This window comes from Ruegeria sp. A3M17 (genome assembly GCF_003318255.1).
In the GTDB taxonomy this organism is placed as follows: Bacteria; Pseudomonadota; Alphaproteobacteria; order Rhodobacterales; family Rhodobacteraceae; genus Ruegeria.
The window spans coordinates 343751-367677 of the sequence record NZ_QOCF01000014.1 but is presented as its reverse complement, the minus strand read 5'-3'; the positions used below and the strand labels follow the sequence as shown (position 1 = coordinate 367677).

24 protein-coding genes are annotated in these 23927 nt (G+C 57.7%); 9 read left to right on the top strand and 15 right to left on the bottom strand.

What is annotated here, in order from left to right; genetic code table 11:
• The first annotated feature begins 34 nt into the window (after window positions 1-34).
• Entirely contained in the window at window positions 35-283 is a 249-nt protein-coding gene (locus tag DS906_RS09230; protein ID WP_108859312.1) for a hypothetical protein, read from the top strand.
• Here the strand turns inward: DS906_RS09230 and DS906_RS09225 are convergent.
• Entirely contained in the window at window positions 271-651 is a 381-nt protein-coding gene (locus DS906_RS09225; protein WP_369934448.1) for a DUF167 domain-containing protein, read from the bottom strand. The genes DS906_RS09230 and DS906_RS09225 overlap by 13 nt on opposite strands.
• Window positions 652-684: 33 nt before the next feature.
• Here DS906_RS09225 and DS906_RS09220 point away from each other — a divergent pair, with 33 nt between their 5' ends.
• Window positions 685-1263, top strand: coding sequence for a nitroreductase family protein (locus DS906_RS09220; RefSeq protein WP_113789879.1), 579 nt, complete (start codon window positions 685-687; stop codon window positions 1261-1263).
• A complete protein-coding gene (locus tag DS906_RS09215; protein WP_113789878.1) occupies window positions 1260-1958 on the top strand; it encodes an EI24 domain-containing protein in 699 nt (232 codons plus the stop codon). The genes DS906_RS09220 and DS906_RS09215 overlap by 4 nt, the downstream gene beginning before the upstream one ends.
• Window positions 1959-1961: 3 nt before the next feature.
• On the opposite strand, the gene DS906_RS09210 is transcribed toward DS906_RS09215, so the two are convergent.
• Both DS906_RS09210 and mce read right to left on the bottom strand, forming a co-directional pair.
• The gene (locus DS906_RS09210) at window positions 1962-2237 is read right to left on the bottom strand and encodes a DUF1467 family protein (RefSeq protein WP_113789877.1); all 276 of its coding nucleotides are present in this window, start codon (window positions 2235-2237) and stop codon (window positions 1962-1964) included.
• A 21-nt stretch (window positions 2238-2258) separates the two neighbouring features.
• Window positions 2259-2663 (bottom strand): methylmalonyl-CoA epimerase, encoded by a 405-nt coding sequence (gene mce / locus DS906_RS09205; protein WP_058275955.1) that lies wholly within the window; start codon window positions 2661-2663, stop codon window positions 2259-2261.
• 134 nt (window positions 2664-2797) lie between these two features.
• Here mce and DS906_RS09200 point away from each other — a divergent pair, with 134 nt between their 5' ends.
• Complete coding sequence (locus DS906_RS09200; RefSeq protein WP_113789876.1) at window positions 2798-3514, top strand: response regulator; 717 nt, start codon at window positions 2798-2800, stop codon at window positions 3512-3514.
• Window positions 3515-3761: 247 nt separating this feature from the next.
• On the opposite strand, the gene aspS is transcribed toward DS906_RS09200, so the two are convergent.
• The 4 genes from aspS to DS906_RS09180 form a co-directional block, all read right to left on the bottom strand.
• Window positions 3762-5537 carry an aspartate--tRNA ligase gene (aspS, locus tag DS906_RS09195; RefSeq protein ID WP_113789875.1) on the bottom strand — a complete coding sequence of 592 codons (1776 nt, stop codon included), beginning with the start codon at window positions 5535-5537 and terminating at the stop codon, window positions 3762-3764.
• 78 nt (window positions 5538-5615) lie between these two features.
• Window positions 5616-6287: a CPBP family intramembrane glutamic endopeptidase gene (locus DS906_RS09190; protein WP_233494741.1), complete on the bottom strand. Its 672-nt coding sequence runs from the start codon at window positions 6285-6287 to the stop codon at window positions 5616-5618.
• Entirely contained in the window at window positions 6284-6931 is a 648-nt protein-coding gene (locus DS906_RS09185) for an aminotransferase class IV family protein (RefSeq protein ID WP_113789874.1), read from the bottom strand. Before DS906_RS09185 ends, DS906_RS09190 begins: the two co-directional genes overlap by 4 nt.
• Window positions 6886-8013: an aminodeoxychorismate synthase component I gene (locus tag DS906_RS09180; RefSeq protein WP_113789873.1), complete on the bottom strand. Its 1128-nt coding sequence runs from the start codon at window positions 8011-8013 to the stop codon at window positions 6886-6888. Before DS906_RS09180 ends, DS906_RS09185 begins: the two co-directional genes overlap by 46 nt.
• 176 nt (window positions 8014-8189) lie before the next feature.
• Here DS906_RS09180 and carB point away from each other — a divergent pair, with 176 nt between their 5' ends.
• From carB to DS906_RS09165, 3 genes are all read left to right on the top strand, one after another.
• A complete protein-coding gene (carB, locus tag DS906_RS09175; RefSeq protein ID WP_113789872.1) occupies window positions 8190-11534 on the top strand; it encodes a carbamoyl-phosphate synthase large subunit in 3345 nt (1114 codons plus the stop codon).
• Between the two features lie 255 nt (window positions 11535-11789).
• The gene (locus DS906_RS09170) at window positions 11790-12200 is read left to right on the top strand and encodes a VOC family protein (protein ID WP_113789871.1); all 411 of its coding nucleotides are present in this window, start codon (window positions 11790-11792) and stop codon (window positions 12198-12200) included.
• The gene (locus DS906_RS09165; protein WP_113789870.1) at window positions 12172-13443 is read left to right on the top strand and encodes a hypothetical protein; all 1272 of its coding nucleotides are present in this window, start codon (window positions 12172-12174) and stop codon (window positions 13441-13443) included. Before DS906_RS09170 ends, DS906_RS09165 begins: the two co-directional genes overlap by 29 nt.
• A gap of 31 nt (window positions 13444-13474) precedes the next feature.
• On the opposite strand, the gene DS906_RS09160 is transcribed toward DS906_RS09165, so the two are convergent.
• From DS906_RS09160 to DS906_RS09150, 3 genes are read right to left on the bottom strand one after another with little or no spacing between them, the layout of a single operon-like run.
• Window positions 13475-16522: an efflux RND transporter permease subunit gene (locus tag DS906_RS09160; RefSeq protein WP_113789869.1), complete on the bottom strand. Its 3048-nt coding sequence runs from the start codon at window positions 16520-16522 to the stop codon at window positions 13475-13477.
• A gap of 11 nt (window positions 16523-16533) precedes the next feature.
• Window positions 16534-17571: an efflux RND transporter periplasmic adaptor subunit gene (locus DS906_RS09155; RefSeq protein ID WP_113789868.1), complete on the bottom strand. Its 1038-nt coding sequence runs from the start codon at window positions 17569-17571 to the stop codon at window positions 16534-16536.
• Window positions 17568-18035, bottom strand: a complete 468-nt coding sequence (locus DS906_RS09150; RefSeq protein ID WP_233494740.1) for a MarR family winged helix-turn-helix transcriptional regulator — start codon at window positions 18033-18035, stop codon at window positions 17568-17570. The genes DS906_RS09155 and DS906_RS09150 overlap by 4 nt, the downstream gene beginning before the upstream one ends.
• 168 nt (window positions 18036-18203) lie before the next feature.
• Between DS906_RS09150 and DS906_RS09145 the strand changes: the two genes are divergently transcribed.
• On the top strand, window positions 18204-19328 hold the full coding sequence (locus DS906_RS09145) for a beta-ketoacyl-ACP synthase III (protein WP_113789867.1): 1125 nt from the start codon (window positions 18204-18206) through the stop codon (window positions 19326-19328).
• A 10-nt stretch (window positions 19329-19338) separates the two neighbouring features.
• On the opposite strand, the gene DS906_RS09140 is transcribed toward DS906_RS09145, so the two are convergent.
• Both DS906_RS09140 and DS906_RS09135 read right to left on the bottom strand, forming a co-directional pair.
• The gene (locus DS906_RS09140; RefSeq protein ID WP_113789866.1) at window positions 19339-20343 is read right to left on the bottom strand and encodes a hypothetical protein; all 1005 of its coding nucleotides are present in this window, start codon (window positions 20341-20343) and stop codon (window positions 19339-19341) included.
• 63 nt (window positions 20344-20406) lie between these two features.
• Complete coding sequence (locus tag DS906_RS09135; RefSeq protein ID WP_058275729.1) at window positions 20407-20868, bottom strand: hypothetical protein; 462 nt, start codon at window positions 20866-20868, stop codon at window positions 20407-20409.
• Window positions 20869-21223: 355 nt separating this feature from the next.
• Between DS906_RS09135 and DS906_RS09130 the strand changes: the two genes are divergently transcribed.
• Window positions 21224-21802 (top strand): thymidine kinase, encoded by a 579-nt coding sequence (locus DS906_RS09130; protein WP_113789865.1) that lies wholly within the window; start codon window positions 21224-21226, stop codon window positions 21800-21802.
• Here DS906_RS09130 and DS906_RS09125 read toward each other — a convergent pair.
• From DS906_RS09125 to proC, 3 genes are read right to left on the bottom strand one after another with little or no spacing between them, the layout of a single operon-like run.
• Window positions 21799-22749, bottom strand: a complete 951-nt coding sequence (locus tag DS906_RS09125) for a D-glycerate dehydrogenase (RefSeq protein ID WP_113789864.1) — start codon at window positions 22747-22749, stop codon at window positions 21799-21801. The two genes, DS906_RS09130 and DS906_RS09125, sit on opposite strands and share 4 nt — an antisense overlap.
• Complete coding sequence (locus DS906_RS09120; protein WP_113789863.1) at window positions 22749-23087, bottom strand: tRNA-binding protein; 339 nt, start codon at window positions 23085-23087, stop codon at window positions 22749-22751. The genes DS906_RS09125 and DS906_RS09120 overlap by 1 nt, the downstream gene beginning before the upstream one ends.
• The gene (proC, locus tag DS906_RS09115; RefSeq protein ID WP_113789862.1) at window positions 23080-23895 is read right to left on the bottom strand and encodes a pyrroline-5-carboxylate reductase; all 816 of its coding nucleotides are present in this window, start codon (window positions 23893-23895) and stop codon (window positions 23080-23082) included. Before proC ends, DS906_RS09120 begins: the two co-directional genes overlap by 8 nt.
• Window positions 23896-23927 lie beyond the last annotated feature (32 nt).

Genomic DNA, 23927 nt, shown 5'->3' with positions numbered 1-23927 from the left:
TGCATTGCATTCGACTGACCTGCACTCTGCTTTCATGTTTTCGATTGAGCATGAATTCGACTCGACAGTCATTACTCTGGTGGACGAAGGCCCAAAGCCTTTGCAAGAGGATGTCGTCATCAACAGCTTCGCCGAATGTGTGACGCTTGAACAATTGGACCCGCGCACGGATCAGATTCAGAGGATCACGTTGTCCCCTGAACAGGTGCGCGATCTGGCAGCGGCTTTGGACTTGCCGGAAGGCGTGTACCAAATCCGGGAAACACCGGATCAGGGTGAATAGACAAATACCTTGTCGCGTGACGTCTTCCCCCGCCTGAGGATCAGAGTGGACGGTGCGACCCCCATGGCCACGGCCAATATGTTGCGCACCGCCTCGTTTGCCTTGCCGTTTTCGGGCGGCGCGGTGACGGCGATGCGAATGTTTCCCTGATCGGTTAAAATCCCATCCTTCGCAGCTTTCGGCGTGACCCGGACTTCGATCCCTTCATCGGGTACGGCGTGCGCGCTCAGATCCGGTACATTTCGCAGCTTTGGTTTGGCCATCTTCCCTCTCTTCTTCTTGAACACCCTTGCACGAACGCTCAGGGAGTGAAATTGATCTCCTGCATCCAGCCACTTGCCCTTGAAACCCGCCAGATGTTCAACCACATACACAACCGCCTATGTAAAGGAAGTTAACATATGTCCTTGAAGAATCCGGCCGCTCTGGAGTTTCTGCAATCGCGCCGGTCGCGACCTGCAAAAACGCTGATTGAACCCGCCCCCACGCGGGAACAGCTATTGCCCCTGCTGACCGCCGCCGCACGCAGCCCGGATCATGGCAAGCTGGAACCCTGGCGTTTTATCGTGCTTGAGAAAGGTGCCATGCCGCGCCTGGCGCAGCTGACCGAAGATTGTGGCGCTGCCCTTGGCAAAACTGCTGAGGATATCGCCAAAGCCCGCAGTCAGTTCGACATGGGCCATCTGGCGGTCGCCGTGATCGAGGTGCAAAAACCGTCCGCGAAAATCCCTGCAATCGAACAAACCTATTCCGCTGGCGCAGTGTGCCTAGCCCTGCTGAACGCCGCCCTTGCCGCGGGTTGGGGCGCGAACTGGCTGTCCGGTTGGCAGACCCACGATCGGGGTTTTTGCCAAAAGGCGTTCGGGCTGCAAGAAAATGAGCGCGTCGCGGGTCTGATCCATATCGCGACCGAGGGCAATGCACCGCCCGAAAGGCCCCGCCCTGACGTGGATGGGTTGACCCAGTGGGTTTCGGAATGACCATTCTCAACGCCTTTTTTACAGCGCTGGGACAGATCGGCGATCCAAAGTTCCGGGCTGTCCTGTTGCGCGGCGTTGGTCTGACGATCGTTTTGCTGATCGCCGCCTGTGCTTTGGCAATCTGGCTGGTCAACCGGCTTTCAGGGAACGAGATCTCTCTGCCCTTTATCGGGGCCGTGCCGTGGCTGAACGACGTGCTGAACTATTCCGGCATCTTTGTCGTCCTGATCCTGCCAATATTTCTGATGGTTCCGGTGGCCTCGGCGATTACGTCGATGTTTCTGGAAGACGTCGCGCAAGCGGTTGAAGACAAGCATTACCCAACATTGCCAGCCGTACCCGGCATTCCGTTCAGCGAAAGCCTGCGCGACGGGCTGAGGTTCATGGGGGTTCTGGTCGTTGCCAACCTGCTGGCGTTGATCCTCTATGCGATCTTTACTCCGCTTGCCCCCTTCATCTTCTGGGGCATGAACGGTTTCTTATTGGGGCGGGAATACTTTACGTTGGCTGCCATGCGCAGGTTGGGTCGTGAAGGCGCACGTAAGCTGCGCGCCAAACACGCAACGACCATCTGGTTGGCAGGCATTTTGATGGCGATCCCGCTATCCGTGCCGCTGGTGAACCTTGTGATCCCAATCCTTGGGGTCGCAACATTTACCCATATCTACCACAGGCTATCAGGGCCTATGGCTTAAAGATCAGCGCTGCGGCTCCAGCTGGTTCAGCCAGTCGAAATCACGCACGGAAATCACGCCGGACAGGATGATGCCTGCGATGATGGCCCAGAGCACCACAGTGATACCGGTGGTGATCCACATCTTTTTCTTCAGGTGATGCTCTTCCGGTGCGCCCGCATGGGTGCCCGGAACGATGTCACCCAGATCGCCCTGCGTCTTGATGCGGATTGGCAGCACCACCAGCAAAGTCATGAACCAGATCACGGCGAACAGAACGGCCGCACCAGTAATCGACATCTCATCCCCTCCGGGGTTAGGTTACACCTGTTCCAGCTCGACCAGGCAGCCGTTAAAATCTTTAGGGTGCAGGAACAGCACCGGTTTACCATGCGCACCGATCTTTGGCTCACCCGAACCCAGCACGCGCGCGCCGGTTTCTTTCAGGTGATCGCGGGCAGCGATGATATCCTCGACTTCATAGCAGACATGGTGGATGCCGCCAGCGGGGTTCTTTTCCAGAAACCCGTTGATCGGGCTGTCATCGCCCATCGGATAAAGCAGTTCAATCTTGGTATTGGGCAGTTCGATGAACACAACTGTGACGCCGTGATCCGGCTCATCCTGTGGCGCGCCGACTTTCGCGCCCAGCGCGTTGCGGTACTGCTCAGAGGCAGCCTCAAGATCGGGTACGGCAATGGCTACGTGGTTCAGTCGACCAATCATGGAACTCTCCTCTATTCTGCGTTGCAGCGGTTATGGGGGGTGATTGAACAAAGAACAAGTGCGCCAAATTGCCGTTAACGCCCTGTTAGCCAGAAGTTCCTAGCGTGAGGCATCTGCTGATTAGGAGTTCCGCCATGGACGATTCGAGCCCCTTCGCCTCTCCCGCGCAGCCGACGGCCACGCGGCCTCTGCTGGGACAAACCATTCTGGTTGTGGAAGACAGCCGCTATGCCTGCGACGCCATCCGGTTGATGTGCCTACACAGCGGCGCGCGCATCAGGCGGGCGGATTGCCTGCAATCGGCACGGCGTCACCTGCAGATTTACCGCCCCTCTGTCATCATCGTGGACATGGGTCTGCCGGACGGGTCCGGCGCGGATCTGATCGCCGACCTGTCTGAGGCTGCGCCCCGTATTGGGGCCATTCTTGGCATGTCCGGGGATGACCACATGAAACGCACCGCAATGCGGGCCGGTGCTGATGGGTTTCTGGCGAAACCCCTAAAATCGCTGGCCTATTTTCAGACATCCGTCCTCGTGCGTTTGCCCGAAGATCGCCGCCCCTACAGCCTGCATGCCGTCCGGGATGAGGTGATTCACGCCGATCCGATGGCCTATCAGGATGACATGGCCCATATCGCCGACATTCTAGCCAGTCCGAATGATCAGCGCACGCTGGATTACGCGGCACAGTTTCTGCGCGGGGTCGCCCGCGATGCCGACGATACAGTTCTGGCAGAAGCGGCGCAGCGGCTTGCCGAGTCCCGGGCAGGCGGGACCCCAATAACGGCCGTGGCCGCTCAGGTCGCCGGGATTGTGCAGACCCGTTTGCAACAGCGTGAGGCGATTTGAGATGACGACCGCTTACTTCATAACTGCAACGATCCTGTGCCTTTGGGTCTACTGGCAAACCCGCGCCACCGCCCGCGATATTCGCTCCAGCCGGAAGTCATTTAGGGACCCATGGGAATAGGTCGCCAACAAACAGGCTACGCAGACCTGCGACCAAGCTATGAATACCGGTCCATAGCCATGACCTTTGCACAAGCGCAAGCCATGACAAAACCCACTGCAGGGTAAGCAGCGGGTTTTGTCATTTTTAGTCCTGAGGGATGATCCGCAGGCCCAGCTCCATCATCTGATCCGAAGTCGGATCGGATGGTGCGTCCATCATCAGGTCCTCGGCACGCTGGTTCATGGGGAACATCATGACCTCGCGGATGTTGGCTTCATCGGCCAGCAGCATCACGATACGGTCGATACCAGCGGCGCAGCCACCGTGCGGCGGGGCACCATAATGGAAGGCGTTGAACAGCGCACCAAAGCGGCTTTTGACTTCATCCTCGCCATAGCCTGCCAGCTCAAAGGCCTTCAGCATGATCTCGGGCTTGTGGTTTCGGATCGCACCCGACACAAGCTCATATCCGTTACAGGCGAGGTCGTACTGATAGCCGCGCACGTCCAGAGGATTGCCTTCCAGAGCCTCCATTCCGCCTTGCGGCATCGAAAACGGGTTGTGTTCAAAGTCGATGGCACCGGATTCTTCGTCCTGCTCGTAGATCGGAAAATCCACGATCCAGGCAAAGGCGAAGCGGTCTTTCTCGGTCAGGTTCAGTTCCTCACCAATCACATCACGCGCTTTACCAGCGACCTTTTCAAAGGCTTTCGGCTTGCCACCCAGGAAGAATGCCGCATCGCCGACACCCAGACCCAATTGCTGACGGATGGCCTCGGTGCGTTCAGGACCGATATTCTTGGCCAGCGGACCGGCGGCCTCCATCCCTTCGCCCTGATCGCGCCAGAAGATGTAGCCCATGCCGGGCAGACCCTCTTTCTGAGCAAAGGCGTTCATGCGGTCGCAGAACTTACGGCTACCACCGGTCGGCGCGGGGATGGCGCGGATTTCGGTGCCTTCCTGCTCCAGTAGCTTCGCGAAAATCGCGAAGCCAGACCCGCGGAAGTGGTCAGAGACCACTTGCATTTTAATAGGGTTGCGCAGGTCCGGCTTGTCGGAACCGTACCACAATGCAGCATCCTTGTAGGAAATCTGCAGCCATTCCTGATCGACCTTACGCCCTCCGCCGAACTCTTCGAACACACCGGTCAGAACCGGCTGGATCGTGTCGAACACGTCCTGCTGTTCGACAAACGACATCTCAAGGTCAAGCTGGTAGAAATCGGTGGGCGAGCGGTCGGCGCGCGGGTCTTCGTCCCGGAAGCAGGGCGCGATCTGAAAATACTTGTCGAAGCCCGACACCATGATCAGCTGTTTGAACTGCTGCGGGGCCTGTGGCAGCGCGTAGAACTTGCCCGGATGCAGGCGCGACGGCACCAGAAAGTCACGTGCACCTTCGGGCGACGAGGCGGTGATGATCGGCGTCTGATATTCGCGGAACCCTTTATCCCACATGCGGCGGCGCATCGACGATACGACGTCCGAGCGCAGCGTCATGTTGTTCTGCATCGCCTCGCGGCGCAGGTCCAGATAGCGATAACGCAGGCGCGTTTCCTCGGGGTATTCCTGATCGCCGAACACCATCAGCGGCAGTTCGTCGGCAGCACCCAGAACCTCAAGCTCCCGAACGTAAACTTCGATCTCGCCGGTCGGCAGTTTCGAGTTCACCAGTTCCGGGTCACGTGCCTTGACGTTGCCGTCGATGCGGATACACCATTCCGAACGTACTTTCTCAAGCTCGGCAAAGGCTGCACTGTCGCCGTCACACAGAACCTGTGTCACGCCGAAATGGTCGCGCAGATCGATGAACAGCACGCCGCCGTGATCTCGTACCCGATGCACCCAACCGGACAGGCGGACGGTTTCGCCGACATTGGCGGCGGTCAGTGCGGCGCAGGTGTGGCTGCGGTAGGCGTGCATGGATTTATCCCTTCGGGCGCAGAATTCGTCGCGCCGGTACACCCTGTCAGGCTTGGAAAGTCAAGGCAGGTCGCGCCGTCAAAACGGCCTTTGCACGTTGCCGGAATAGAAATAGATGCCCAGACCGGCCGCAAAGATGATATTTCCCGCAATCGCGTGCAGCAGGACCGCGTAGAAAAACGACCCGCGTTGGCGGTAGGCCCAGGTGAACAACAGCCCTCCGCCAAAGGTCATGACGGCGACGATCCAGCTCCAGTACATCAGGTGGGCCAGCGAAAACAGGGACGCGTTCAGCAGGTAAGCCGCCTTCCCGTTTGGCAGGATCGCCTGGTAGCGGCGGAAGAACAGCGACCGGAACAAAAGCTCTTGCGGAAGGGCCGAAGCAATCGGGTAAGCCAGCCAGATCACAGCCAGGAATTCGGGCCGGTAGATAAGCATGCGAAATGCAACATCCGGTCGCATCGCCATGACGACCGCCGAGCAAAACGCCGCCATGGCGACAGTGAAAAGAGCGAGCTCGCGCCACGTCCAATTGCGCCAGTTGTACCGAAGTTCGGCCCAGGAAAAGCCAGGTGTGTAGTGGAGCAGGATGATACCGATGGCCGTGAAGGTGAACAGCGACGGAAACATCCAATTCGGAGGGAAGAAGACTGCAATCAGAACTGGTACTGCGACAAAGAACAGACCGAACTCCAGCCGTAACCGCAGGTGAAGCGACCCGTCATGCGCCCAATCACTTTGTTTGCTCACAATACCGCCAACTCCGCCCGGATCAGGCCACGTAAGGAATTCCCTACGAAAACTTTTTCCGCATTTTTCAGATCGGTCAAGAACAAGACGCTTTCGGTAACCTGTTTATTATCAAGCAGTTCTTCACGCAGAATTCCCGGAAGCAAACCGCAGGTCAGCTTTGGCGTCAGACGTCGGCCGTCCGGCATGTGCAGGAACAGGTTGGTGATGGTCCCTTCGCACAGCTCGTCACGTTCGTTCAGGAACAGAAATTCGTCTATTCCGTCCGGCAGCGATGCGCGGGCCGTGTCATAAACAGAGCGTTGTGTCGTCTTGTGCTGCAACCAAACATCCGACGCGGAAAGCCGCATTTTGGTGACCGCGACCCGCCATAATGGTGGGTTATCGGCCAGTACTCCGGTTGTCACATCGTATGTTCCATCAACTGCCAGCGTAAGCCGGCACCGCAGAGGTGATTGCCCTGCGACAGTGTCCAGTGCTTGGATGGCCGCGCCCGCATCGAAAGGAATGTCCATGGCCGCAGCTGACCGAGCCATACGGGATAGATGTCGATTCCGGCGAACAAACCCTTGCCCGGGTCGAAAGGCGAGTGTTTCGATCAGGCGGAAGTCAGGGTCAGCTGGTGGGCAAAGCGAGCTTTCCATAGCGCTTCCTCATATTCCGATGGGGCCGTGCTGTCCCAGATCACTCCACCGCCGACATTGAGGGTGGCCGCGCCATCTTCGACCATCAGCGTCCGGATCGCCACGTTGAATTCGGAACGCCCGTCCGGCGCGGCCCAGCCGATCGCACCGCAATAAACATCGCGAGGCCAGGGTTCGAGATCGGACAGAATCTCCATGGCACGAATTTTGGGGGCACCGGTGATGGAACCGCAGGGAAACAGAGCAGTCAGGATATCGGACAGCTCGGCGCCCATATGTAGCTGCGCCTGCACCAGCGAGATCATCTGATGCACGGTCGCATAGGTCTCGACCTTGAACAGCTCAGGCACCTTGACAGATCCGGGCATCGCGACGCGGCTGATATCGTTGCGCAACAGGTCGACGATCATCAGATTTTCAGCCCGGTTCTTTTCGTCGATCGCCAGGAACGCGCGACGCCGGGCGTCTTCAGCCATATCCTCGCTGCGGGGTTGGGTCCCCTTCATTGGGCGGGTTTCGATTCCGCGGTCCGCGTTTGTGCGAAAGAACAGCTCGGGAGACCGGCTGAGTAGATCGGGCAACCCATCCTGCTGGATCAGCGCGCCGTGACCCACGGGCTGTCCGGCCGTGAGCGCGGCATAAAGCGCGGCGCTGTCGCCCTGTATGGTCATATCAATCGGGAATGTCAGGTTGGCCTGATAGATATCCCCTGCCCCAATGGCGTCATGCACGTGTTGAAACGCCTGCGTGTACCGCGCCTCATCCCAGCGCGGTTCAAAATGGGTCACGCCGCCGGATGCAGCGGGCAGTTCACTCTGAATGGGGCGATCATAAACGCCAAAGCATAGTAAAGGCAGCCGGCGGCCATCTGGCATGCGCTCAGACAGGCGCGGCTCAAGCACGTACCCCAGCTCATAACTGGCATAGCCGGCCAACCATGCGCCTTGCGCGCGCGCCTCGTCCAGCGCCGCCAACGCCTGGGGCACGTCCTCCGCATTGTCCGCGCGGATCATTTCGGCTGGCCTGTCAAAACTGGTTCCTGACCCGGCTGGCCCCTGATCAAAACGAATACGCAATTGCATCCTCATTTGTCGTGCTGCGCGGTATAGAGAATACGCCGCCAAGGGAAAGGGGGGAAAGCGGCAATTTCGCCCCTGTTTCCGATCCCCCTTGCACCTTTTCGCGCGGTCCCTATAACGCAGGACAATTTGGGCGCTTGGGGGCGCCCTGAATCGCGGACAATCGAAGGAACGTGGCCATGCCGAGAAGAACCGACATTCAGTCGATCATGATCATCGGGGCGGGCCCCATTGTTATTGGTCAGGCTTGCGAGTTCGACTATTCCGGCGCTCAGGCCTGCAAGGCACTACGGGAAGAAGGGTACCGGGTTATTCTGGTGAACTCAAACCCTGCCACGATCATGACCGACCCCGGGCTGGCCGACGCGACATATATCGAACCGATCACGCCCGAAGTTGTCGCCAAGATCATTGAAAAAGAACGCCCCGACGCGCTGCTGCCCACCATGGGCGGGCAGACCGGCCTGAACACCTCGCTCGCGCTGGAAGAGATGGGTGTGCTGGACAAGTTCAGCGTCGAGATGATCGGCGCCAAGCGCGACGCCATCGAAATGGCCGAAGACCGCGCCCTGTTCCGCGAGGCGATGGACCGGCTGGGCATTGAAAACCCAAAGGCCGAGATCGTCACTGCCCCCAAGAACGAGAACGGCAAGAAAGACCTGGACGCCGCTGTGGCGCTGGCCCTTGAAACCCTTGAAAATGTGGGCTTACCCGCCATCATCCGCCCCGCCTTTACCCTGGGCGGCACCGGCGGCGGCGTGGCGTATAACCGCGAAGACTATATCCATATTTGTCGCACCGGCATGGATGCCTCGCCAGTGGGCCAGATCCTGATCGACGAAAGCCTTTTGGGTTGGAAAGAATACGAGATGGAAGTGGTGCGCGACACCGCCGACAACGCCATCATCGTCTGCTCCATCGAAAACATCGACCCAATGGGTGTGCACACGGGTGACTCGATCACCGTTGCCCCGGCGCTGACGCTGACCGACAAAGAATACCAGGTCATGCGCAATCACTCGATTGCCGTGCTGCGGGAGATCGGCGTCGAGACCGGCGGATCGAACGTGCAATGGGCGATCAACCCGGTCGACGGACGGATGGTCGTGATCGAGATGAACCCGCGCGTATCGCGGTCTTCGGCGCTGGCGTCAAAGGCAACCGGTTTCCCGATTGCCAAGATCGCGGCCAAGCTGGCCGTCGGTTATACGCTGGACGAGCTGGACAACGACATCACCAAGGTCACCCCGGCCTCGTTCGAGCCGACCATCGACTATGTCGTCACCAAGATCCCGAAATTCGCGTTCGAGAAATTCCCTGGGTCCGAGCCCTACCTGACCACCGCCATGAAATCGGTGGGTGAGGCGATGTCCATCGGCCGCACGATTCACGAATCGATGCAAAAGGCGCTGGCTTCAATGGAATCGGGCCTGACCGGGTTTGATGAGATCGAAATCCCCGGCCTGAACGTTGGCGTCTGGGACGAAGTCGACGACAAGGCCGCCGTTATCAAGGCAATCAGCCAGCAGACCCCTGACCGTCTGCGCACCATCGCGCAAGCCATGCGCCACGGGCTGACCGATGATGAGATCTTCGGTGTAACCAAGTTCGACCCTTGGTTCCTTGCCCGTATCCGCGACATCATCGAAGCCGAACGCCAAGTGCGCAAAGACGGCCTGCCCGTGACCGAGGAAGGCATCCGCAAGCTCAAGATGCTGGGCTTTACTGACGCGCGTTTGGGCAATCTGACAGGTCGTGACGAAGACAACGTCCGCCGGGCGCGCCGCAATCTGGGCGTTACAGCCGTGTTCAAACGCATTGACACCTGCGCCGCCGAGTTCGAGGCGCAGACGCCCTATATGTACTCGACCTACGAAGCCCCCATGATGGGTGACGTTGAATGCGAGGCGCGTCCGTCTGACCGTAAGAAAGTCGTCATCCTCGGCGGTGGCCCGAATCGGATTGGTCAGGGCATCGAGTTCGATTATTGCTGCTGCCACGCCTGTTTTGCGCTGACCGAGGCTGGTTATGAAACCATCATGATCAACTGCAACCCCGAGACCGTGTCGACCGACTATGACACCTCGGATCGTCTGTATTTTGAACCGCTGACTTTTGAACACGTCATGGAAATCCTGACGAAAGAACAGGAAAACGGCACGTTGCATGGTGTGATCGTTCAGTACGGCGGTCAAACCCCTCTGAAACTGGCCAACGCGCTGGAAGCCGAAGGCATTCCGATCCTGGGCACCACTCCGGATGCCATCGACCTGGCCGAAGACCGTGAACGCTTTCAGGCGCTGGTCAATGATCTGGGCCTGAAACAGCCCAGAAACGGCATCGCTTCAACCGACGCGCAGGCGCTGGATATTGCTGAAGAGATCGGTTTCCCGCTGGTGATCCGCCCCTCTTACGTTCTGGGCGGTCGCGCGATGGAAATCGTGCGCGATATGGATCAACTGAGGCGCTACATCAACGAGGCTGTGGTCGTCTCGGGCGACAGCCCAGTGCTGCTGGACAGCTACTTGGCCGGTGCAGTTGAGCTGGACGTGGATGCGCTGTGCGATGGCACCGACGTGCATGTGGCCGGCATCATGCAGCATATCGAAGAGGCGGGCGTCCATTCCGGCGACTCGGCCTGTTCGCTGCCGCCCTACTCTTTGTCGTCAGAGATTATCGATCAGATCAAGGGTCAGACGTTCAAGCTGGCCAAAGCGCTGAACGTTGTCGGCCTGATGAATGTGCAGTTCGCGATCAAGGACGATGAGATTTACCTGATCGAAGTGAACCCGCGCGCCTCGCGGACAGTACCGTTTGTGGCCAAGGCGACCGACAGTGCGATTGCTTCGATTGCAGCGCGCGTCATGGCCGGTGAGAAACTGTCGAACTTTCCCATGCGTCCCGCATATAAGGAAGGTCAGGACACCAAGATTGCCGACCAGATGACGCTGGCCGATCCGGACATGCCGTGGTTCTCGGTGAAAGAGGCTGTTTTGCCTTTTGCCCGCTTCCCGGGCGTCGACACCATTCTGGGCCCGGAAATGCGCTCGACCGGCGAGGTCATGGGCTGGGACCGCGACTTCCCGCGTGCCTTCCTCAAGGCGCAGATGGGCGCAGGCATGGTTCTGCCGTCCTCGGGTCGCGCGTTTATCTCGATCAAGGACGCCGACAAGGGTGCGGCCATGCTTGAAGCCGCTCAGGTTCTGACGGAACAGGGCTTCTCGCTCGTCGCGACCCGTGGCACACAAAGCTGGTTGGCCGAGCAAGGCGTTGCCTGTGAGATCGTCAACAAGGTCTATGAGGGCCGCCCGGACGTGGTCGACATGTTGAAAGACGGCCAGGTTCAGCTGTTGATGAACACCACCGAAGGTGCGCAAGCGGTTGAGGACAGCAAGGCCATCCGATCCATCGCACTGTATGACAAGATCCCGTACTACACGACGGCTGCCGCAAGCCACGCCGCCGCGCTGGCGATCAAGGCGCAGGCCGAGGGTGATGTCGAGGTTAGATCGCTGCAGGGCTGATCGGCCTTAACCTGCTTACATGACCGAACGTTTCGCGCGCCCGTTGACCTTATGTCGCCGGGCGCGCATCTTTTCTATGATAGAGCAGAAGGAAAAAAACAAATGCGCAGGTTTATGGTTTTCGCCGCAATTATGACGCTTGCAGCGTGTGATGTGCCCTTTGTCCCGCTGATCTAAAAACAGCTTTCAGTGCTGTTTTTCTGTAACCCTCCGATATAAAAGACGTGTGATACTGTCCCGAAATCGGGGGAAGCCGTGCGCCTTTACGCCACCTATGGAACAAATGACCTGTCGCGGGCCATTACGTTCTATGACGCGATCTTTTCTGTCCTGGAACTGCCACGCCTTCCGGGATGGACCAATGATCGCGCGGGTTGGGGAACCGAACCAGACGATGGGACCGGGTTCTGGATATGCACGCCCTTTGACGGGAACCCTGCCAAGGTGAGCAACGGGACGATGATCGCATTTCCTACGCAAAGCGCCGCAACGGTCAGACAATTTCACACCGCGGGGTTGGAGCATGGCGGCACAGACGCCGGCGCTCCGAGCACTAGGGACTATTACGCTCCTGATTTCTATGTCACTTATCTGCGTGACCCTGACGGGAACAAACTGTCCTGTTTTCATTACCACTATGACCCGGCAAAGGATCCGGGCGACTGAATCCAGCGCAAGAAATACCGGAGATCTCGCGATCCAAGCGCATGTAAGTTGGCGGCAACAATTTGAAATTGCCAGCAAGGTTAAGGCAACGACATTGACACAAGAACACTATCCGGTTTTTGCCTCCAGCAGCCTGACGGAACTTGGGCTGAGCCGCGAAATGAAACCGGGTCATGTTGGCCCGGACTATACCGAGCACGTGTACGACTATGACACGTTCTGGTACGATGCATTTTGGGACCGAGGCAACCTGGTGGTTTTTTGTCCCAAACTGTTCGGCCTGTACCACTTGATCCGAGAAGGCCAGTTTTACCTGGATGAAGACAAAGTCGGAAAACCCCGCCTGAAGTCCCATGAATTCTATGATGCATTGATCATCCGGGCATCAAAGAAGCCACAAACCCTTAGGTTCGAATGGGGCGGTTCAAGTGTCGAGTCTCCGGTGAATTCGGTCCAGCAAGATTCAGCCCCTCACGCTGGGAAAAACGTGGCTGTAACCTTGTCACGTGACAACGACCTGACCTGGATTGAAGATTTTGCCCGTTACCATTGCCAGGTGCATGGGCTGGAGCAGATGTTGTTCTTTGACAATGCTTCTTCCCGGTATGGTCTGGACGATATTCGTGATGCGCTAAAAAGGGGCGGGATCGCAGATCCTGTTGTGTTATCTGCCCCATTTCGCTTCGGGTTAGCGACGCGCGACAAAAAGGGAAAGCTACGATACAATACCGAGTTTTTGCAGACCACCCTTTTGAATATCGCGCGAATTAGATTTCTTTCCGGTTCCCGCGCCGTATTGCAGTGCGACATTGACGAATTGGTATGGAGCAAGAAAGGCAGGATTTTCGACCTAACTCGTGAGCGGCCAACAGGTTTGATCCGTCTAGGCGTTGAATGGAGATACCCCGATTCTGGCCTCACCGAGGACTTCCGCCATTCAGACCACATACGCAAAACACCCGGCGACAAACTGTGTAGGGCCAAGTACTGTATCGTTCCTTCCGGTCCGCTATGGTTTTCTTCATGGCACATTCACACGATCGGCCTGTTAAGGTCGCGTGGAAGCTTGATCACCCCTAAAGAGCATGGCATTTGGCATTGCAAGGCGATCACGTCGAGCCCATGGCGAAGCTACGACCCAGGAGCCATACCCAATCTCGTGAAAGCACCAAACACCCAATCTGCGTTTGAAGCCGTCGACTGGGCAAATGACCCGGCCAGAGAAGACCCCGGCCAGGTTTGAATTTTGCTGACGCGCATGCTGGTAGACTTTGTCAGGCTTGCGCTGTCTTCATCTCACGCTTTTCATCCCGCGCGAAGAAGATCATGTAGAAGATGGGTGCTGCGACCATCGTCAGGATTGTCGCGAAGGCCAGGCCGCCCATAATCGTCACCGCCATGGACTTGAAGAACGCATCCGTCAGCAATGGCGCCATGCCCAGAATTGTGGTGATCGCGGCCAGCATCACGGGGCGCAGACGTGAGACCGAGGCTTCGATAATCGACTCGCGCAGGCCTTTGCCGGTTTCGCGGACCAGATCGATCTCCTCGACCAAAACAATGCCGTTCTTGATCAGCATCCCCGACAGGCTGAGCAACCCCAGCAGCGCCGTGAATGTGAACGGCAAACCCGTGCCCAGCAGGCCGATAACGACACCGTTCACGGACATCGGTACCAACAGCCAGATGATGATCGGCTGACGGACGGCGTTGAAGATCAGCACCGAAATCAGCACCATGATCAGCAGGCTGACCGGTAACTGACGGCCCAGGCTTTCGTTGGCGTCACCGGCATTTTCGAACTCGCCGCCCCACTCCATGCGATACCCTGCGGGCAACTCCATCTCTTCGATGGTAGCGCGCACTTCCGAATGAACCTGAGCCGCCGTCAGACCCGCCGGAATTTCGGCGCCGACGGTAATGGTCAGCACCCGGTCACGACGATGAACCAGCGTGTTGAGCGATTTGTACTCGAACCCGTCGACCATCTGTTCGATTGGCACAAACTTTTCGGACTGGTCCGAGTACACGACCTGATCGACGATCGAGTAATCTCCGTCCGCAGGGCGGCGGATGATGATCGGGATCAGGCGGTCGCGTTCCCGGAAGACACCTGCCCTGACACCATCGGTCGAAAATTGCAGCGTCCCGGCGATATCTTCACGGGTGACACCGGCAGTCTGCGCACGTTCTGTCGCATAGATGGGCTGAACCGCCAGTTCTTTCTCACGCCAGTCCTGATAGACATGCAAAGCGTTCTCGGACGCACCGCGCATCCGCTGAATCGCCTCGTCCGCAAGCTGCCGCAGAACGGCCGGATCACTGCCCGAGAACCGGGCCTGGATCGGATCACCGCCGCCAGGGCCAAAGATCAGACGCTTGGTGCGAAACTCGCCTTCTGGGAATTGAGCCGAGCCGAAGGCCGCCAGATCAGCCTGCAATGCTGGGATGTCGTCCAAAGTTTCGGTACGGATAATCATGTGGCCATAGCTGGGGTTCGGTTTCTCTGCCGAATAGGTCAACAGGAACCGGGTTGCCCCCTGCCCGACAAATGTGGTGACGGCAACGACATCGTCGCGTTTGTCCAGCCATTCCTCGAATACGGCCATATCCTCGGCCGTTCGCGCGATGGGCGTACCTTGCGGCAGTTTGTAGTGCACGAAGAACAGCGGCGTGTTCGAATCCGGGAAGAACTGCTGTTTGACCAGTCCAAACCCGGCGAAACAGGCAACAGTGACGCTAATCAAACCGGCAACAACCAGCCAGCGGAACCGGAGCGCCCAGCGCAGGATGCTGCCGTAGACACGGAACATGATCCCGCCATAGGCATCCACGGCGCCTGCCTCACCCTGCTTGAAGAAATAGTGGCCCAGCATCGGTGTCACCGTCAAAGCCAGCACCCAGCTCAGCAGCAGCGAGATACCGATTACAGCAAACAGGGAGAACAGGAATTCGCCCGTCGCATCAGGGCTAAGACCGATCCCTGCAAAGGCCATGATCCCGATGACGGTCGCGCCCAACAACGGGATTTGCGTCTTGGAAGCAGCCTCATCCGCGGCATCGCGCGAGTTTTTTCCGCGCAGCATCGCGATCTGCATACCCTCAGCCACAACGATGGCGTTATCCACCAGCATACCCATCGCGATGATCAGCGCACCCAGCGAGATCCTCTCCATCTCGATTGAGAACATCGACATGAACAGCAGCGTTCCCACCACGGTCAGCAACAGGGTTGAGCCGACAACAACCGCCGCGCGCCATCCCATGAACACCGCGAGTACGATAACCACAATGGTCACGGACATGGCGAGATTTACCAGAAAGTCATTCGAGGCCTGCTCGACCACCACGTGCTGTTGGTAGATCGGCAGGATTTCGACGCCAAACGGGATTTGCGAATCCAGCTCGGCGAATTTTGCATCCGCGCGTTTGCCTACCTCGACAATGTTTTCGGTGGACAGACCCGCGATGCCCAAAGTGAAAGCTTCAGTGCCGTTGAACCGGATCATCACCTCGGGGTCGGTCTGGCGACCACGATACACGTCGGACATATCAAACAGGTTGATCACCTGCCCTTGCGAGCCAACTGACAATCCCGCAATCGCTGAGACACTGTCCGACCCCTCGGCAGTCAGGATGGTCGTGCGGTCATTCTCTGAGCGGACCGAGCCCGAAGCGTTCACCGAATCCGCATTGGCAATGGCCTCGTTGAGGGACTGCAGTGGCACATTCTGGTTCACCGAGATGGCCAGATCGGGCTCTACAAAGATCGCCTCTTGCGGCAGGCCCATCACTTCTACGTCTGCGACGCCTTCGACGGTCAGCAATTCGCGCCGCAAGTAGGTCGACAGTTCGTGTTTTTCAGCGTCTGAAAACCCATCCGCTGTTACAGCATAGAACAGCCCGAACACGTCGCCGAACCTGTCATTGACCAGCGGCGCCTGCACTCCGGAGGGCAGACTGCGGGCCGTATCACGCACCTTGGCGCGCAGCTTGGTCCAGATTTCAGGTAATTCGGTTCCGTCATATGTCGATTGGATCTCAACTTCGATCAGTGAAAGACCAGGCTGGTTCACGGATGTGATTGTTTCAACTTCGCCCATTTGCTGGATGGCGGATTCCAGTGGCTCGGATACCTCCAGCGCCACCTGTTCAGCGGTTGCACCGGGATATTGGGTCACGATGACCGCGTTTTTGATGGTGAAAGCCGGATCTTCCAGACGTCCCAACGACAGGAAACCCCAGACGCCACCAAACAGAGCGATCAGGACTATTAGCCACGTATAGATCGGGCGATCAATAGATGCGCGCGCAATGTTCATTGATCCGCCCTTCAGTTTGCAAAGCCGACAAAGCGGCGAACGGCTTGGCCATCTGTCAAAGTGCTGCCACCCGCGACGACGATCTCATCACCATCGCTCAACCCGGTCAGAACACGGACTTCGCCGGTCTGTGTGGGTTCGATGGTAACCGGCACAAGCTGGACGGCACCTTCATCGGCCCCAACTGGTGAAAACACCATGACGCCCAGACCGCCCTCAGCGTCCGAAATGATGGCCGTTGCGGGCACAACGATACCTGTCCGGGCGTCCTGGACCTTCACATTCACGGTCACCGACGAACCCGGCAGAATCTGCAATCCTTCGGGAGGTGTAAGACCAAATTGGATGCGGAAAGTCTGACCCACACTCGAGGTTTCGGCGTCAAATTCCCGTATCTGTAGCGGGAAGACCTCGTCGCTGGTTGGAAACTTCGCCGTAATCGTGATGTCATCTTCCTGACCCGATCGTTGGAACAGGATTTCCGGAACATCCACTTCGATCCGCAATTCGGACATGTCGTGGATACGCACGATGGGCGCCCCTGCGTTTACGGTCGTGAAAGCCTCGACCGTTCGGCGCGAGACCAGCGCGTCAAACGGCGCGGTCAGTGTTGCATGTTCCAGATCGTATTCTGCATCGCGGACGGCAATATCTGCCAGTTGCGCTTCGGTTTCCGCGTCATCCACCGCCACCTGGCTGGCTGTGGTTCCGCGCAAACGGGAAAGACGGGCCACGGTACGATCCGCCTGATCCATTTGCAGCACAGCGCGGTCATAGCGGCGCTGGAATGGTTCCTGATCTAGTTGTGCAATCAGCTCACCCTTGGGTATCACGAACCCTTCGGTCACCGGCATTTCCACGATTTGCCCGGAAACCTGAAAGGCCAGATCGACTGTCTGCCGTGCAGCGACGCGCCCAAAAAATTGGCGCGAGAAACCGGGCGATGTCTCTTGAACCATCATTAGTTTTACGGGTTTGGCGTTACCCTGCGCCAAAACGGAGGTGGCGAACACGGTCAGAGCGACGCTCAGTACAGTGAAGAGTTTCATTTCTTCAATCCCTCAGGAATTCCTGTTTTCATTATGTTTTCCCGGATCTTCCGGGCCAGTCGTGCAAATTCGGCAGTTTCGTCGGCATCCAGCCCAGAGGCTCGGCGGAACAGATCCCCCGCCTCGGACATCAGAACCTGCCGCATCTCAAGCCCCTTGTCGGTCAGAACCAACAACCACGCCCGACGGTCCTCCGGATCGCGCTGGCGGGTCAGGTATCCGGCCTCTTCTAGCGCGTCAGCCGTTGACGTGATGGTGGACGGCACCGTCAGCATGTCTGCAGCCAAAACGCCCATGCGTTTGGGTCGCTCAAGCTTGACCATCATATGGCATTCCTGATGGCTCAGCCCGACCTCTAGTGCGTCAAGGCTTTCTTCCAGTTTCCAGTAGAGCGCATAGACCCCCATCATCGCCTGCACTTCTGGGCTGAGGCAGCGGACCAGCGCACTGTCGTCATGGGGCATCGTTGAATCCGTTTGTGACTTTGGCCTCGCATATACTTCGAAATATGAACTATTCAAGATGCGAAGTGGATTTCAGCGCAAACTTTGACATTCCCTTGGGTCAACGTCTCTTGATCTAACCCTTGTATGACTGCATTTTGGGCGAATCCGAAACATTCAGGTCTTATCATGTACACGCCCGCGATCACCGGCTCAGGTGTTTTCACCCCCGAAAACGTCATCACCAACGCCGAACTTGTCACGGCCTTCAACACCTATGCCGACAAGATGAACGCCCAAAACGCAGACGCAATCGCGGCGGGTGAGATTGAGCCGATGCAGCATTCGTCGGAAGAGTTCATCTTCAAGGCCTCGGGTATCGAGAAACGCTACGTGATGGACAAGGACGGTGTTCTGGACCCTGACGTGATGCATCCCTTGTTGCGTCAGCGTGGCGATGACGAGCCGGGCATCATGACCGAGATGGCCGTGGACGCGTGTAAAAAGGCACTGGAACAGGCCGGGCGCAGCGCCCAGGACGTTGATCTGGTGATCTGCGCAGCGTCTAACCACGAACGCGCCTATCCCGCCGTCGCGATCGAAATCCAGCAAGCGCTTGGAATCAACGGGTTCGGGTTTGATATGAACGTCGCCTGTTCTTCGGCCACTTTCGGGATTCAGGCCGCCGCAGACATGGTTCGCTCTGGCTCGGTCCGTGCCGCATTGGTGGTGAACCCCGAGATTTGTTCAGGACATCTGGAATGGCGCGACCGCGATTGTCATTTCATTTTTGGTGACGTGGCCACTGCCACCCTGATCGAACGGATCGAAGACGCGAAGGGTCCGCATTTCGAAATCCTGTCGACACGCTGCGCGACCGAATTCTCGAACAATATCCGCAATAACAACGGCTTCCTGCGCCGTTCACGCCCTGACGGGGTGGTCGACCGTCGTGACATGCAGTTCATGCAGAACGGACGCAAAGTCTTCAAAGAAGTGCTGCCAATGGTCAGCAAGCACATCTCGGATCACATGGACGCGGAAGGCGTGAACAGCGATGACCTGAAACGCTTGTGGCTGCATCAGGCCAACAAAACGATGAACGATTTTATCGGTAAGAAAGTGCTGGGCCGCGAGCCCGAAGCAAGCGAACAGCCTAACATCCTACAGGATTATGCCAACACGTCCTCGGCCGGGTCCATCATCGCGTTTTCCAAGTATTCGGATGATCTGACGGATGGGGATGTCGGTCTGATCTGTTCCTTCGGTGCAGGGTATTCGGTTGGATCGGTGATTGTAAAACGGCACGGGTGATATGCCGAGATCACTCGGGGCAAACACCAAGCCAAGGTCCGTCGCGGCTCTCACGTGTTACTTCCAACCAACGGTTTGGCCCTGACTTACACCATTGGTACAAGGCTGGGTCTAGTGGCCGAGTGAACGTCGCTACAACCTGATCCGTGTCCAAATTGACCTGCTTTAAACCAACTTCGGGCAATACCGCTTTCAGCGCATCACCTAGTGCGGAAAGCCCGGCCCGTGCCACACTATCCGACGTCGGGAATTGTGCCGAAATTTGAAAACTGGAAAACGCCACTTCTTCATCTTTGGGCATTCCCCTTAAACCAGCGACAATCAGCTTTCGTCCCAGATCCTGAGAGGCAAGCTCACAGCCTCTGCTCGAGTTCCGGGGGCGTGGCCATTTCCAAAGTACGGATCCCAAATAGATTTGGAGTTGCCCCTCTGTTGGCAAAACGTAGCGGCCAGGACTTGTTTTGATGTCAGCAACGCTCTTCGCGCCATCAATCAGCCAGACAGCGTCATCGGTCACGTCCGCGGTCACTTCGGCCAACTCTTTCAGCTTGAACTTTTCATCCAAGACCGGACGCACCAACATCGCATTTGGAAAAGCCTGCGTACAGACCTTCAAAATTACCCGAGACGTTTCGAGCGTGATCCGATCCAAGTAAGCTCGAAAGTAAGTTGTTTCGCCGGACAAGTCAGTGTTTCTGTCTGCATCAGGGCTGGTTTCCGTGGGTAGAACACCCTGAACAGTGACACCAAAATAGTGGCAGAACTGCCTCAGCGAAATCGTCCCGTCTAAGATCGGGCCAACATCTGCCTCAAGAATCGGTTCGGCGCTGGCGGGGTCGGCACCGGGCTTTTCGGCAATTTGAACCCTCAGCCGGCCGCCTCGGTAGCGAACATAAACATCTCGTTCGTCATGGGTTTGGCCATAGAACTGGCTCGGACATGACCCACCGCCGTTCAGCAAGGCAAGGTCAAGATTCAGAGGTTTAGGAAGCTTGGGCGTATGGAAATTAAACATAGCTTGTCGCCTGATCCCCATGCGAGAGGCAATTGACCGTAGCGAAAAGAAAGCAAACCGCCGTCAGCTTACGCTTTCCTCTTCCAGATGCAGCTTCATATCCAGCAGAACTTGTTGCAGCTGGCTGGTTTCCCTCAGAAGGCGCTTGGCTTCGTTCACCGTGATGATGCCGTCCTCGATTGCCGACTGATATTCGGTCATTAGCATCGCAAACCGCTGGCTCAGCGCGATGACGTCGGAATTCACTCCGCCAGTACGGGGGCTGTCGTCATTGCGCCCGTCATAGGACAGGGTGATATTTTTCAGATCGGCCAGCGCCGAGGTGACGTGGGGGAAGTTTGCCACTGCCTCAAGCCGCGCCACCGCATCGACCGGCATGAACCGATCAGTATGTTCGACATTGTCAGAATAATAACGGCCCAACGTGGCTTTGGATTTGCCTGTAATCTCACACGCGGATTCGATTCCCACGTCTTTAACCAGCGCTTCAGTGTGTTTTTTCAGGTAGGCCCCGATATCTGCCATGTTTTTACCTTTACTGCCTGCACGCCCCACTAAATCTGCCATTGCGGGGGAAAGGGAAAAGAAAATTCCCATACTCGATTCATAATTGAAATGTCATATGTTGGCTATCCCTCAGATATGCGGGGGTTTTGTGAGTGAGTGGCGGCATTTAATGCCGGTAATGAGTGATTGCGGGTCGGTATTCTTGTCCCGCTACGGTTAGGCCACATGTTGGCCGACGGCGTCGCTGTTGTTGAGGCGGGGGATTCCATCCCCAATGGGCTTACGCTCGACCTCTGCAACAATGACGGCGACGTCGCTTATTAATGACTTTTGATGGCTTGCCCGAACAGGACAGGCGTTTTAGACCCGATCCATGGCAAAGTTATACTTCAATTATTCGACGATGAACGCGGGAAAATCGACCGTGTTGCTGCAAGCCTCGCACAATTACCGTGAGAGGGGGATGGACACCTATTTGATGACCGCGGCCCTTGATGGCCGGGCCGGTGTTGGCAGGATTGCGTCGCGGATCGGCATATCGGCTGATGCGGACACGTTCGCCGCCGAAACCGACGTTTTTGCGATGATTGAACAGCGCCTGAAAAAAGGGAACATCACCTGCGTTTTTGTCGATGAGGCGCAATTTTTGACCGAAGAGCAAGTCTGGCAATTGGCCCGCGCGGTGGATGACCTGCGGGTGCCTGTCCTTGCCTATGGCTTGCGCGTGGATTTTCAGGGCCGCCTGTTTCCCGGTTCAGCTGCCCTGCTGGCGCTGGCCGACGAGATGCGCGAAGTGCGGACCATTTGCGAATGCGGCCGCAAGGCGACGATGGTCATCCGTCAGGACGAACACGGCAACGCCATCACCGAAGGCGCGCAAGTACAGATCGGCGGCAATGAAACTTATGTTTCGCTCTGCCGCAAACACTGGCGTGAAGCCGTCGGGCGCTAGACTGGATTCGGCAAAGATCGCCCAGCGACGAAAGCTGTAACGTTGTCCAGCGCTATATTCCCCATATCAGTGCGCACCTCTTCGGTCGCTGTGCCAAGATGGGGCAGTATCGTCACATTCTCCATATCGCGCAGGGCCTGCGGAACGGTGGGTTCGAACTCATACACATCAAGGCCCGCGCCTGCGATCTGACCGGATTGCAGGGCAGCAATCAGGGAGGATTCGTCCACAACTTCCCCACGCGCGATGTTGATCAAGATGCCCGAAGGTTTCATCGCCTCCAGCACCGGCGCATTGATCAGGTGGCGCGTTTCCGCACCGCCGGGTACGGCGAGCACAAGGAAATCGACTGCAGCGGCCAGTTCTTTCAGGTCCGGTATGTTTTCTGCGGGAAATTCCACCTCTTTCGGGCTGCGTGACTGATACGCCACATCCATCCCGAAACCGAAATGGCAACGCCATGCAATCGCCTGACCAATACGGCCCATCCCTAAGATTCCAACCCGTTTGCCGCTCACGTGATGGCCCAGCATTTGGGTCGGATGCCAGCCCTGCCAGTTGCCCGAACGGACCAGCCGTTGCCCCTCGCCTGCGCGGCGTGCGGTCGACAACAGCAAGGTCATCGCGATATCAGCAGTGGCATCGGTAACAGCGCCGGGCGTGTTTGAGACCTGAATCCCTGCGGCCTGCGCGGCTGCGACGTCGATATGATTGTACCCTACGCCGAAATTGGCCAGCAGTTTGCAGCGTGGCTGCGACACTTCAGCAAAAATCGTGGCCGAAAACTGATCGCCCAGCGTCGGGACCACCACATCGAACTCAGCCAATGCGCGCGGCATTTCGTCGGGCGACATTGGCAACGTGCTGCTGCGGATTTCAACGTCGAATTCGGCGCGGGCGCGCGCCTCGACAGCGGCGGTCATGGGGCGTGCGATCAAAAGTTTCATCAGTGCATCCGCCCGCCGGTTGGAACCTCGCCATCCGGGCCGATCAGAAGGATCTCACCCTTGTCGTCGGGCAGGCCCAGCACCAGAACCTCGGACATGAACTTGCCGATCTGGCGCGGCGGAAAGTTGACAACGGCCATCACCTGCTTGCCCACAAGCGTCGCCGGATCGTAATGCGCCGTTATCTGGGCCGAGGTTCTGCGCTCGCCAATTTCGTCACCAAAGTCGATCCACATCTTGATCGCAGGCTTGCGGGCCTCTGGGTAAGGCTCGGCGCGGACGACCTTACCGACCCGGATGTCGACCTTCAGAAAATCGTCGAATGAAATCTCACTCACGGGACAGCTCCTTGGAACGCTCAGTTGCGGCCTTGACGGCGCGGTGCAGCAGATCGGGGAAACCTTCTTCCTCATGCATCAGCACTTCAAGCGCTGCTTGCGTCGTACCGTTGGGCGACGTCACGTTGACGCGCAATTGCGAGGGGTCTTCGTCGGCCGCCATGGCCAAAGCCCCTGCCCCGGCCACGGTCGATTTGGCCAGCTTCATCGCCAGATCATGCGGCAAGCCCTGTGCTTGTCCTGCCGCTGCCAGCGTTTCGATCAGGTGGAAAACGTAAGCCGGACCCGAACCGCTAAGCCCGGTCACCGCGTCCATCTGCGCCTCGTTCTCAAGACGAACTGTGTCTCCGATTGCGGATAGTAGGTTTTCCGTTAGGGCTATATCGGCGTCTGAGGCGTTTGTATTGCCGATCAATGCTGTGATCCCCTGCCGGATCGCCGCCGGTGTGTTTGGCATCGCCCGCACGATTGGGGTGCCTTCACCCAACAAAGCTTCAAACGTGGCGATGGATGTGCCCGCTGCGACTGACACGAAAAGGCTGACGCCTCCGCCCAGTGCTTTGATCGCTGGCAGCGCCGCGCCCATCATCTGCGGCTTGACGGCCACCAAAACGACCGCCGGGGCCTCGGGTAATGGAGTGTTGATATTGACGCCCTGCGCCTTCAGCCAATCCGAAGGATACGGGTCGACTACCCAGACGGCTGACGTAGGAAGGCCATGCTCCAACCAACCGGCGAGCATGGCCGAACCCATCTTACCGCACCCCAGAAGAACCAGCCCCTGCTCGGCGACGCGTGACATGTCCATGATTGCCCCTCTCCTTATCCGGTTTGGGGCAA